The 12,245-nt window shown below is 77.4% G+C and carries 3 protein-coding genes; all 3 read left to right on the plus strand.

The genetic code is table 11. The features are described 5' to 3' along the window. Positions 1-138 precede the first annotated feature (138 nt). The 3 genes from ACIQI7_RS05150 to ACIQI7_RS05160 are packed head-to-tail and all read left to right on the plus strand — an operon-like array spanning position 139 to position 12,243. Positions 139-2,832 carry an acyltransferase domain-containing protein gene (locus ACIQI7_RS05150; protein WP_401105271.1) on the plus strand — a complete coding sequence of 898 codons (2,694 nt, stop codon included), beginning with the start codon at positions 139-141 and terminating at the stop codon, positions 2,830-2,832. Then, complete coding sequence (locus ACIQI7_RS05155) at positions 2,829-9,293, plus strand: amino acid adenylation domain-containing protein (RefSeq protein ID WP_401105272.1); 6,465 nt, start codon at positions 2,829-2,831, stop codon at positions 9,291-9,293. The genes ACIQI7_RS05150 and ACIQI7_RS05155 overlap by 4 nt, the downstream gene beginning before the upstream one ends. Before the next feature lie 13 nt (positions 9,294-9,306). Next, positions 9,307-12,243 carry a type I polyketide synthase gene (locus tag ACIQI7_RS05160; RefSeq protein ID WP_401105274.1) on the plus strand — a complete coding sequence of 979 codons (2,937 nt, stop codon included), beginning with the start codon at positions 9,307-9,309 and terminating at the stop codon, positions 12,241-12,243. The last annotated feature ends 2 nt before the right edge of the window (positions 12,244-12,245 follow it).

The following is a 12,245-nucleotide window of genomic DNA, read 5'->3' on the forward strand; positions in this document are numbered from 1 at the left end:
GCGGCATCGGGGAATCCCGGGTGGAAATCCCGGGATTCCCCGCCCCGGCCGGCCCGACCGGCCGTGTACGGCGCGTCTCGGGCCGCCGTGGACCTGCGGGTCCGAGTCCGAATCAGTCTGACCAAGGGGAGTTCAGGCGTGCACGGGGGAGATCACGGCCGCGTCAGCGGCACGGACGCTGGGCCGACGAACACCGGCCCGAGCCGCGCGGACGGCGCGAGCGCCGTCCTGCTGCCGGTGTCCGGCACCGGACCGGCGGCGCTGACCGCGCTCGCCGACCACTACGACGGCCTCCTCGCGCAGGACGGCGTCCGGCTGCGGGACCTCGCCTACAGCGCGGGCGCGCTGGGCCGGCACCTCGGCCACCGCCGGGCCGGCGTGGTCGACGGTACGGCGGCGGCCCGCGACTGGCTCGCCGACCTGCGCCTCACCCCGCCGGACGGGCCGGCCCCCGCGGCCGGCCCCGCACCGCTCGTCTTCGTCTTCTCCGGCCAGGGCAACCAGTGGCCCGGCATGGCCCTCGGCCTGTACGGCAGCGAACCGGAGGCCCGCCGGACCCTCGACGCGAGCGACGCCGTCCTGCGCCGCACCGCCGGCTGGTCGCTGCTCGACGCCTACCGCGACCCGGCCGGGCTGGACGACCCGGCCCGGCTGCAGCCGGCCCTGGTCGCCCTCCAGGTGGCGATCGCCCGTCAGCTCACCGCGTGGGGCGTGGTCGCCGACGCGTACGTCGGGCACAGCCTCGGCGAACTCTCCGCCGCCGCCGCGAGCGGCGCGCTGGACCTCGCCGACGTCCTGGCCCTCGCCTCCCGGCGGGGCGAGCTGATGCGGGAGGCGGCCGGCAGCGGACTGACCGCCCTGGTCGCGCTGCCCGCCGACGAGGTCGAGCGGCGGATCGCCGCCCACGGCGGGGACGCCGAGGTCGCGGCCTGGAACGCGCCCGGCTCCACCCTGATCGCCGGGGACGAGGGCACCGTGCGTGCGGTGGTCGGACAGTTGACGGCCGAGGAGGTCTTCGCCCGCGTCCTGCCCGGCACCGTCGCCTTCCACAGCAGCCGGGTCGAGGCCGTGGCCGGCCGACTGGCCGACCGGCTGCCCGAGCTGCGCCCGCGTCCGGCCGACGCCCGGTTCGTCTCCACCGTCACCGGCGCGACCCTGGACGGTAGCGAACTGGGCCCGGAGCACTGGGCCGACAACATCCGCCGTCCGGTGCGCTTCCTGCACGCCGTCCGGCACCTGCTGGACACCGGCCACCGCGCCTTCGTGGAGATCGGCGCCCACCCCACCCTGGCCCCCGCGCTGAACGAGGCGGCCGAGGGCGGGCCCGTGCTGGTCGTGCCGACGCTGCGGCGCGGCGAACCCGAGCGCGCGGCCCTGCTCACCACCGCCGCCCGGCTCTACGAGGCAGGCGCCGCACTGGACTTCTCCGCGCTCGCCCCGGCCGACCGCCGCCCGGTCCGGCTGCGGCCGGTCGAGGAGCAGGCCGGGGGAGCCCGGTTCGCGCCGGCCGGCCGGGTCTTCGGCGGGCTGCGGCTCTGGCGGGCCCACCAGCGGCGGACCGCCGGGCACGGCCGGTTCGGCTGGCGCGGCCGGCCGCTGGCCTCCTTCGCGCTGGCCGCCGACACCGCGCTGAGCGCCCTGGCCGCCGGTGTCGAAGGCGCCACGCCCAGCACCCCGACCGTCGAAAACACGCCAGCCGCCGAAACGCCGGCCGCCGGACCGCAGGCCGTCGACCTCCGGCTGGAAGTCGGTGCCCGCCTGCTGACGGACGGCCGGGAGACCTGGGCCGCCGTCCCCGTCGCGGACGGCGCCGTCGAACTCCAACTCCTCGGCGACGGAGGCGTCTGGCACATCCAGGCGCTCGCCGAACCGCGGCCCGCCACCGGGCCCGACCGGATCGACCTGGCCGCCGCGCGGGCCCGCGCCACCCACCGCACCCCCGCCGGCGACCACTACCGCGCCCTCGCCGCCCACGACCTGGCGCCCGCCGCCGAACTGGTCGCCGAGCTGCACACCGCCCCCGACGGCCACACCCTGCTGCGGCTCGCCCCGGCGCCCGCCGGCCCCGCCCGGCAGCTGACCGACCTGCTGGTCCACGCCGCCGTCCTGGCCGGCGCGGACCGCACCGGCACCGCGCTGCCCGTCGAGTTCACCGCCCTGCGCGCCCCCGGCGGCGCCGCCGCCGACACCGCCGCCTGGGTCCTGCTCGGCCCCGCCGAGCCGCTCCCCGGCGAGGAGAGCGCCCGCACCGCCCTGGTGCTGGACGAGGACGGCCGGGTGCTCGCCGCCGTCGCCCGGCTGCGGCAGCGCCGGGTCGACGCCGAGGTGCTGGCGAAGACCGCCGCTGAGCAGGACGCCGAGCACGCCGCCGAGGAGGCTCCGCGCGAGGCCGGCGGCGGCATCGACCCGGCCGCCCTGGCGAGCGCCCCGCTGCCCGAGCGGACCGAGGCCGTCACCGCCTTCCTGCGCGAGCAGCTGGGCCGGGTGCTGCGCCTGCCGGCCGCCCGGATCGACACCGCCCGCCCGCTGAACAGCCTCGGCGTCGACTCGATCATGGGCCTGGAACTCCAGCGCCGGCTGGAGACCGCCCTGCGCACCGAGGTCAAGGTGGTCCGGCTGCTGCGCGGCGACAGCGTGGACGACCTCGCCGCCGACCTCGCCGCCCGGCTCGCCCAGTCGCCCGCCGACGGCGACGGCCCGCCCGCCCCCGTCGGCGCGCTGGACGACCCGCGCGAGCTGGAGCGGCTGCTCGCCGACATGGACAACCTCTCCGCCGAGGAGATCGACACGCTGATGCAGCACCTGGCCACCGGAACGGCGGAACAGCGATGACCGAGCCCACCACCGCCCCCGACCGCCGGGAGCAGCTGCGCGAACTGCTGCTCGCCCGCGCCCGGCAGGCCGCCGCCCTCCAGGACGTCGCCGCCGGCCAGCGCGCCCTGTGGCTCTTCGACCAGCTCCACCCCGGCAGCCCCGCCTACCACCTGAGCGGCGCCGCCCGGATCGACGGCCCGTTCGACCCGGCCCGGATGCGCGACGCCTTCCAGCGGGTGCTCGACCGCCACCCCGCGCTGCGCACCACCCTCGTCCAGGAGGACGGCGAACTGCGGCAGAAGGTCAACGCCGCCCTCGCCGCGGACTTCACCGAGACCGACCTGACCGGCCGCGCGCCGCACGAGGTGGACGCGGCCGTCACCGCCTTCACCGAACGGCCCTTCGACCTCGCGGCCGGCCCGATGCTGCGCGCCCAGGTCGCCCGGCTGGACGACGACGCCCACCTGCTGGTGCTGACCGCCCACCACGTCGCCACCGACCTGTGGTCCTTCGGCCTGATCGCGGACGACCTGCGCCGCTGCTACGCGGGCGAGCCGCTCGCCGGCCGCCCCGCCGCCGGCTACCTCGACTTCGTCCGCCACCAGCGGCAGTGGCTGGCCGGCCCGCAGGCGGAGGCGGCCGCCGCGTACTGGCGGCGGCAGCTGGCCGGGGAGGTGCCCCGGCTCGACCTGCCGCTGGACCGGGCCCGCCCGGCCCGGCCCTCGCACCGCGCCGCCGCGTACTCCTTCGTCCTCGACCGCGAGCTGACCGCCGCGCTCAAGGAGACCGCCCGCGCCGCCGGCGCCACCCCGTACGTGGCGCTGCTGAGCGTCTTCAACGTGCTGCTGCACCGCTACACCGGGCAGCGCGACCTCTGGCTGGGCACCGCCACCTCCAACCGGAACCAGGCCGCCTTCCAGGAGGTCGTCGGCTACTTCGCCAACATGATGACGGTCCGCACCGCCGTCGCCCCCGGCTGCACCTTCCGCGACCTGCTCGGGCAGGTCCGCGCCACCGTGCTGGACGGGATGGAACACCAGGACCTCCCGTTCCCGCTGGTCGTCCGGCAGACCGCGGAGGGCCGCGGCGACGGCTCCACCACCCTCTACGACGTGGTGTTCCACTACGAGACGGCGCCGTGGTCCGCCCAGCGCGGCCTGTCCCTGCTGGGCACCGGCTTCACCGACACCCGGATCCCGCTCGGCGACGTCGAGCTGCGCCCGTACGAGGTGCCCACCCACGGCAGCGAGCACGACCTGGCGCTGTTCGTCGAGGAGATCGACGGCGTCTCCTACTGCTCCCTGCGCTACAGCGTCGACCTGTTCGAGCGCGCCACCGTCGCGCGGATGGCCGAGCACCTGGCGACCCTCGCCCGGGGCTGCGCCACCGAGCCCGACCGCGACGTCGGCCTGCTGCCGATGCTGAGCGGGGCCGAGCGCAAGCAGGTGCTGGTCGGCTGGAACCGGCCGGACGACGGCCAGGCCGCGCCCGGCTCCTGCATCCACCACCTGGTGGCCGCCCAGGCCGGGCGCACCCCCGACCGGATCGCCGTGGTCGGCGCCGACCGTACGCTGACGTACCGTCAACTCATCGACGAGGCCGAGCGACTGGCCGTGGTGCTGCGCGGCCACGGGGTGCGGCCCGAGGTGCGGGTCGGCATCAGCGTGGACGGCCGGGCGGACCTGATGGTCGCCATGCTCGCCGTGCTGACGGCCGGCGGCGCCTACCTGCCGCTCGACCCCGGTTACCCGGTCAAGCGGCTGGAGTACATGCTGGCGGACGCGGACGTCGCGCTGCTGCTCACCCACCGCGAGCTGCTGGAGCGGCTGCCCGTCGGCGAGCTGCCCGTGCTGCTGCTGGACGAGGAGCACCCGCTGCCCGACCCGGCGCCCGAGCCGGTCGAGCCCACCGCCGACAACCTCGCGTACATCATCTACACCTCCGGCTCCACCGGGCGCCCCAAGGGCGTCCTGGTCGAGCACCGCGGCGTGGTCGACCTCGACCTCGCGCACCGCGAGGGCTTCGCGCCCGACCCGGACCGGCGGATCCTGCAGAACTCCTCGATCAGCTTCGACGTCTCCACCTGGGAGTGGGTGATGGCGCTGACCACCGGCGCCGCCCTGCACCTGGCGCCCCGGGCCCGGCTGCGCCCCGGACCGCCGCTGATCGAGACCGTCCGCAGCCGGGGCATCACCGCGATCGCCGCGACCCCCGCGGTACTGGCCACCATGGATCCGGCCGACCTGCCCACGGTCACCGAGATCACCTCGGTCGGCGAGGCGATCTCCGCCGAGGTCGTCCGCACCTGGGCCGACGGGCGACGGATCGTCAACGCGTACGGCCCGACCGAGATCACCGTCTTCTGCACGCTGGAGACCTGCGTCCCCGACGGCCGGACCCCCGCCGTCGGCCGGCCGGTCGCGGCCACCGAGCTGTACGTGCTGGACGAGAACCTCGAACCGGTGCCGGTCGGCGTGGTCGGCGAGCTGTACCTCGGCGGCTCCGGCGTCACCCGGGGCTACCAGAACCGCCCCGACCTGACCGCCGACCGCTTCGTGCCGCACCCCTACACCGACGTCCCGGGCGCCCGGCTCTACCGCACCGGCGACCGGGTCCGGCTGGACGAGGACGGCCGGCTGCGCTACCTGGGCCGCAACGACCACCAGGTGAAGATCCGCGGGGTGCGCACCGAGCCCGGCGAGGTCCAGGCCGTGCTGACCGACCACCCCGGCGTGCGCGAGGCCGTGGTGATGGCCCGGCCGGCCCCCGGCGGCGGACTGCGGCTGCTCGGCTGGGTGGTGCCGAACCGCTCGTACGCCCCCGCCGTCACCGCGGCCGGGCTGCGGGACCACCTGGCCGAGCGGCTGATGCCGAACATGGTGCCCTCCTTCATCACCGTGATGGAGGCCTTCCCGCTCAACCCGAACGGCAAGGTCGACCGCGGCGAGCTGCCCGAGCCCGAACTCGGCCCCGCCGAGGGCCCCACCGGCACCGGCCTGCCCGCGACCGCCACCGAGCGGCGGATCGCCGGGCTCTGGTGCGAGGTGCTGGGCCTGCCGGCCGTCGGGGCCGAGGACAACTTCTTCGACCTGGGCGGGCACTCGCTGCTCGCCGCCCAGCTGGTCGCGCGGATCCGCGACGCCCACGGCTCCGGGGTCCAGCTGCACGAGGTGTTCGACACCCCGACCGTGCGCGGACTGGCCGCCCTGCTGGACGCCCGGGGCGCCGGGGCGGACGGCGCGCGGCCCGGGGAGATCGCCCGGCTGGCCCGGGACGGGAACGGCCTGCCACTCTCCTTCGCCCAGCAGCGGCTCTGGTTCATGGAGCAGCTGCGCCCCGGCGACCAGGCCTACCGGCTCTGCGGCGAGCTGCGGCTGGACGGCCCGGTCGACGCCGGGGTGCTGCGCGCCGCGATGGCCGAGGTGGTCCGCCGGCACGAGGCGCTGCGGACGGTCTACCGGGTGGTGGACGGCGGGCCGCGCCAGTTCGTCGTGGACGCCCCGGCCGACCCGCTGCCGCTGACCGACCTGTCCACCCTGCCCGAGGTGGAGCGGGATCGCGAACTCGCCCGGATCCGCGCCGAGTTCGACACCGAGCCGTTCGACCTGACGGACTCCCCGGCCCGCTCCCGGTTGGTCCGGCTGGCGCCCGGGCGGCACGTCGCGCTGCTCGCCGTGCACCACATCGCCGCCGATGGCTGGTCGATGCGCGTGCTGGTGCGCGAACTGGTCGCCCTCTACCGGGCGTTCGCGGCCGGCGACGACTCGCCGCTGCCCGCGCCGGCCGTGCAGTACGCCGACTTCGCGGCCTGGCAGCGCGAGCGCCAGGAGGGCGAGGAGGGTGCGGCCGGGCTCGACTACTGGACGGAGCGGCTGGCCGGCGGCCCGCCCGCGATCGACCTGCCCACCGACCGGCCGCACCGCGAGGGCGCGGAGCGTCGCGCCGGCCGGGCCCGGCGCCTGCTGGGCGCCGAACTACTGGGCCGTCTGGAGGAGTTGGCCCGGGCCGAGCGGGCGACGCTGTCGATGACCCTGCTCGCCGCCTTCGACGTGCTGCTGGCCCGCTGGTCCGGCCAGGACGACGTGCTGGTCGGCATGCCCGTCGCCGGGCGCTCGCGCACCGACCTGGAGGGCACGGTCGGGCTGTTCGTCAACACCGTGGTGGTCCGCACCGACCTCTCCGGTGGACCGACCTTCCGCCAGCTCCTCGGCCGGGTCAAGGAGTCGGCGCTCGGCGCGGACGCCCACCAGGACGTTCCGTTCGAGCGGATCGTCGAGCGGCTCGCCCCGGCCCGCGACCTGGCCCGCACGCCGGTCTTCCAGGTGGTCTTCAACATGATCAACCTGGCCCCGCTGGACGCGGAGATCCCCGGGGTCGAGGTGCGCCTGGTCGAGGCGGAGGACGTCACGCCCCGCTTCGAGCTGACCCTGTACGCCAAGCCCGAAGGCGACGACCTCGCCCTCGACCTGGTGTACGACGCGAGCCTGTTCACGGCCGCCACCGCCGAGGAGCAGCTCGGCCAACTCGGTCTGCTGCTGGCCCAGGTGGCCGCCGACCCGGGCCTGCCGGTCGCCGCGCTGCCCGCCGCCCCGGCGGGCAGCGACGAGGTCGCCGACGCCGTCGGCACCGAGACCGCTGAGGCCCCCGCCCATGCCGCCTTCCTGCGCACCGCCGCCGAGCGCCCGCGGGCGGTCGCCCTGGTCGGCCCCGACGGCGAGCTGGACTACGCCGAACTGGCCGAGCGCAGCGCCGCGCTGGCCGCCCGGCTGCGGGCCGGCGGGGTCGGCCCGGGGGCCCGGGTCGCCGTGCACGCCGCCCGCCGGACCGAACTGGTGGTGGCCCTGCTGGCGGTGCTGCGCTCCGGCGCCGCGTTCGCCGTCCTGGACCGCGCCCACCCGCGCGCCCGCCTCACCGCCTGCGCCGAACTGCTCGGCGCCACCGCCTGGTTGGACGCCACCGGCGCGGCCGGCCCGCCCGAGGTGCTCGGCCCGCCGGTCGCCCTCGCACTGACGGCGGCCCCCGACGGGGCACCCGCGGCACCCCAGGGCCCGGAGAGGCACGGCGAGGAGGCGTACATCGCCTTCACCTCCGGCTCCACCGGCACCCCCAAGGCCGTCCGCGGCGGCCACCGCCCGCTGACGCACTTCGTCGACTGGTGCACCACCGCCTTCGGCCTCGGCCCGGACGACCGCTTCGCGCTGACCTCCGGCCTCGGCCACGACCCGCTGCTGCGCGACCTCCTGGTCCCGCTGTCCGTCGGCGCCCGGCTGTGCGTCCCGGACGAGACCGTCCAGCAGGACCCGCGGACCTTCGCCCGCTGGCTGGCCGACCACGCCGTCACCGTCCTCCACCTGACCCCGCCCACCGCCCGGTTCCTGGCCGCCGCCGAAGTGCAGCTGCCCGCGCTGCGGCACGTGTTCTTCGGCGGCGACCGGCTCACCGGCCACGAGGTCGCGCTGGTGCGCCGACTGGCCCCGAACGCCCGGGTGGCCGGCTTCTACGGCGCCACCGAGACCCCGCAGGCCCCGGTCTTCCACGTGGTGGACGGCCCGGTCGAGGCCGACCGGCCGCTGCCGCTGGGCCGCGCCGTCCCGGGCATGCGGGTGGCCGTGGAACGGCCCGACGGCAGCCCGGCCGCCGTCAACGAGCTCGGCGAGATCGTGGTGCGCGGCCCCCACCTGGCGCTCGGCTACCTGGACGACGAGCGGGCCACCGCCGCCCGGTTCACCGGCAGCGGCGCCGACCGCGGCTACCGCACCGGCGACCTCGGCCGGATCGGCCCCGACGGCGAACTGCGCTTCGCCGGGCGGGCCGACCGCCAGCTGAAGATCCGCGGCCACCGGGTGGAGCCGGCCGAGACCGAGGCGGTGCTGCGCGAGCACCCCGCCGTGACCGCGGCGCTGGTCACCGCCGTCCGGGACGGCCTCGGCGAGCAGGTGCTCACCGCGTACGTCACCACGGCCGACGGCGGGGCGGACGAGGCCGCACTGCGCGCCCACACGGCCGCCCGGCTGCCAGGCCACCAGGTGCCGGCCCGGATCGCGCCGGTCGCGCGGTTCCCGCTGACGCCCAACGGCAAGGTGGACCTGGACCGGCTGGCCGCCGGGACCGCCCCCGCCGCCCCGGCCGGGCTCGCCCCGGCCCCCGGCGCGGAGACCGCGCTCACCGCGCTCTGGGCCCGGCTGCTCGGCCTGGACCCGGCCCGGATCGGCCGCGAGTCCACCTTCTTCGACCTGGGCGGGCACTCCCTGCTCATGGTCGCGCTCCAGCAGGCGCTGCGCGCGGAGTTCGGCCGGGACCTCCCCGTCGTCGAGCTCTTCCGCCACCCCACCGTGGCCGCGCTCGCCGCCGTCCTGGAGCAGGGCGCCGCGCCGGCCGCCGCCCCCGGCGCGGACGAGGCCGGCCCCTCGGCGGACGAGCGGGCCAGGAAGCGGGCGGACCGCCGCCGCCGGCTGAAGCAGGGACACCGCGATGCGTGAGGAAGCAGGGGCCGTGACGGAGACCGGGTACGACGAGGACGACTACCAGGAGGACCGGATCGCCGTGGTGGGCCTGGCCTGCCGCGTCCCCGGCGCCCCCGACGTCCGGGCCTTCTGGCGCAACCTCCTGGACGGCGTGGAGTCGGTCACGGTGGGGGAGCGCGGCCCGGACGACCCGCCCGGCTACGTCCCGGCCACCGGGCGGATCGACGGCCTGGCGGAGTTCGACGCCGAGTTCTTCGGGATGACCCCGCGCGAGGCCGAGTACGCCGACCCCCAGCACCGCCTCTTCCTGGAGCAGTGCTGGGTGGCGCTGGAGCACGCCGGCATCGACCCGGCCCGGTCGGCCGGCCGGACCGGCGTCTGGGGCGGCTGCGGCTTCAACGGCTACCTGCCGCTGAACCTGCTGCCGCACCTCGCCGCCGGCGACGTCCTGCGCGAGTACCCGGCCGAGCTGCTGCACGGCAACGACAAGGACTACCTGACCAGCCGGGTCGCCTACCGGCTCGGCCTGGACGGCCCGGCCGTCACGGTGCAGACCGCCTGCTCGACCTCGCTGGTCGCCGTCGCCCAGGCCTGCCAGGCCCTGCTGGACTACCAGTGCGACACCGCGCTGGCCGGCGGCGCCTCGGTCAAACTGCCGCAGGACTGGGGGTACGTCCACGAGGCCGGCGGCATCCAGTCGCCCGACGGCCACTGCCGCCCGTTCGACGCCGCCGCCGCGGGCACCGTCTTCACCAGCGGCGTCGGCGTGGTCGTGCTCAAGCGGCTCGCCGACGCGCTGGCCGACGGGGACCGGGTGCACGCCGTGGTCCTCGGCTCGGCCGTCAACAACGACGGCGCCCGCAAGGTCGGTTACGCCGCGCCCAGCGTGGACGGCCAGCGGGCCGCGATCGCCGACGCCTACCGCGCGGCCGGGATCAGCCCGGCGACGGTCGGCTACGTCGAGGCGCACGGCACCGGCACCGCCGTCGGGGACCCGATCGAACTGGCCGCGCTGGACGCGGTGTTCGGCCCGGCCGGGGCCGCGCCGGGCTCGGTCGCGATCGGCTCGGTGAAGTCCAACCTGGGCCACCTGAACGCCGCCTCCGGGGTGATCGGCCTGCTCAAGGCCGTCCTCGCGGTGCGCGAGGACCGGCTGCCCGCGAGCCTGCACTTCCGCGAGCGCAACCCGCGCACCGACCCGGCGAGCCCCTTCGCCGTCAACACCGCGCTGCGGCCCTGGCCGGCCGCGCCCGGGCCGCGCCGGGCCGGCGTCAGCTCCTTCGGCGTCGGCGGCACCAACGTCCACCTGGTCGTCGAGCAGCCTCCGGTACCGTCCGCGCCCGGGCCGGTGCGCGCCCAGCAGCTGCTGACCCTGTCGGCGCCCGGCCCCCAGGCGCTGGCCGAGGCCCGGGCCCGGCTGGCCGCCCGGCTGCGCGAGGGCGGCCCGGACCGGCTCGCCGACCTCGCCCACACCCTCCAGCGCGGCCGCCGGCAGTTCGACCACCGCACCGCCGTGGTCGCCGCCGACCCGCTCGCGGCCGCGGACGCGCTGGAGCACGCGGTGGGGCGGCGCGGCGCCGGCTCGCCCCGGGCCGCGCTGCTGTTCCCCGGCCAGGGCGCCCAGTACCGCGGCATGGCCGCCGAACTGCTGCGCACCGAGCCGGAGTTCGCCGCCCACGTGGCCGAGTGCGCGGAGCTGCTCGCCCCCGAGCTCGGCCGCGACCTGCGCACCCTGCTGGACCGCCGCGCGGCCCCGGGCGAGCCGGACCCGCTGACCGCCACCGAACTGGCCCAGCCCGCCCTGTTCACCGTCGGCTACGCGCTCGCCCGCTGGTGGCGGTCGATGGGCGTACGGCCGGTCGCCCTGCTCGGGCACTCGATCGGCGAGTGGGCCGCCGCCTGCCTCGCCGGGGTGTTCGAACTGCCGGACGCCCTGCGGCTGGTGGCCGCGCGCGGCCGGCTGATGGCCGCCCTGCCGCCGGGCGCGATGCTCGCCGTCGAGCTGAAGGAGGACGAGGCGCGCGCCCTCGCCGAGGAGCACGGGCTCGACCTCGCCGCCGTCAACGGCCCGCGCCGCTGCGTGCTGGCCGGGCCCGAGGCGGCCGTCGAGCGGCTGGCCCGCCAGGTGCCGGGGCGGCGGCTGGCGACCTCGCACGCCTTCCACTCGGCGCTGCTCGACCCGATGACCGGCCCGTTCGCCGAGCTGGTCGCCACCGTCCCGCGCCGGGAGCCCACCGTCCCGTTCCTGTCCAACGTCACCGGCACCTGGATCACCGGCGAGCAGGCCGTGGACCCGGCGTACTGGGCGCGGCAGGCCCGGGCCACCGTCCGGTTCGCCGACGGCGCGGCGGCCCTCCTCGCGGCCGGCCGCCCGCTGCTGGTCGAGGCCGGGCCCGGGCGGGTGCTCGGCCGGCTGGTCGGGGAGCTCGACCCCGAGGTGCGGGCCGTCGCCTCGCTGCCCGGCGCCCGCGAGGGCGGCGGCGACCAGGCCGTCCTGCTGCGCGCCCTCGGCGCGGTCTGGGAGGAGGGCGTCGCCGTCGACTGGGCGGCCTTCGGCGCCGCCGAGCAGCGGCGCACCGCCGAACTGCCCGGCTACCCGTTCCAGCGGCGCCGGCACTGGATCGACGCCCCGGGAGCGGCCGTCCCGACGGCCCCGGCCGAGCCCACGGCGCTCGCCGAGCCGGCCGCGGCGGACGCCGGTGCCGCCGCGCCCGCCGAGGAGCAGGACGTCACCGCGCGGGTCCTCGCGCTCTGGCGGGACCTGCTGGGCACCGAGGTCACCCCCGCCGACGACCTCTTCGACCTCGGCGGCGACTCCCTGCTCGTCACCCGGCTGGCCTCCCGGGCCAACCGCCTGTTCGGCGTCGAACTGCCGCTGGACGACCTCCTCGACGACCCCACTCCCGCCCGGATGGCCGAGCTGGTGACCACCGCTCGCACCGGCACCGCACCCAACGGAAAGTGAAG

The sequence above is a fragment of the Kitasatospora sp. NPDC092039 genome (genome assembly GCF_044756065.1).
Lineage (GTDB): Bacteria > Actinomycetota > Actinomycetes > Streptomycetales > Streptomycetaceae > Kitasatospora.

Bases quoted from the DNA above. Each gene is read 5' to 3' on its own strand.
- ACIQI7_RS05155 (WP_401105272.1), top strand. From the start codon at position 2,829: ATGACCGAGCCCACCACCGCCCCCGACCGCCGGGAGCAGCTGCGCGAA.